At 44.2% G+C, this 550-nt stretch carries 1 protein-coding gene; it reads left to right on the top strand.

What is annotated here, in order from left to right; genetic code table 11:
• A partial coding sequence (can, locus tag R7Z77_RS27765; RefSeq protein ID WP_318137360.1) for a carbonate dehydratase occupies positions 1-550 on the top strand: 550 nt, incomplete at both ends.

Here is a 550-nt window from a genome sequence, read left to right as displayed (position 1 = left end):
CTTTGGATTGGCTGCTCCGATAGTCGAGTACCCGCAGAACGATTAACCGGCCTTTACTCCGGTGAATTATTTGTTCACCGCAATGTTGCAAACCAAGTCATTCACACAGACCTCAATTGCCTTTCCGTTGTTCAATACGCCGTTGATGTACTCAAGGTGAAGCACATTATTGTGTGTGGCCACTATGGTTGCGGCGGTGTTAATGCGGCGATAGATAACCCTCAACTCGGGCTTATCAATAACTGGCTACTGCATATCAGAGATCTTTACTTCAAGCATCGTTCTTACTTAGATCAAATGCCTGTTGAAGATCGTGCCGATAAGCTTGGTGAAATTAACGTTGCAGAACAAGTTTATAACCTAGGCAATTCAACCATCATGCAAAACGCATGGGAACGCGGGCAAGATGTCGAAATTCATGGTGTCGTATACGGAATTGAAGATGGTCGCCTTGAATATTTAGGTATTCGCTCTAATTCTAAAGAGACCGTTGAAGCATCGTACCAGAAAGCACTGTCGACGATTTTGAACCCTGACAATAAGCTTCTGT

The organism is Vibrio sp. 1401 (assembly GCF_033340295.1).
Note: the sequence above shows the minus strand (reverse complement) of the source record. Positions and strands in the feature narration are given on the sequence as shown.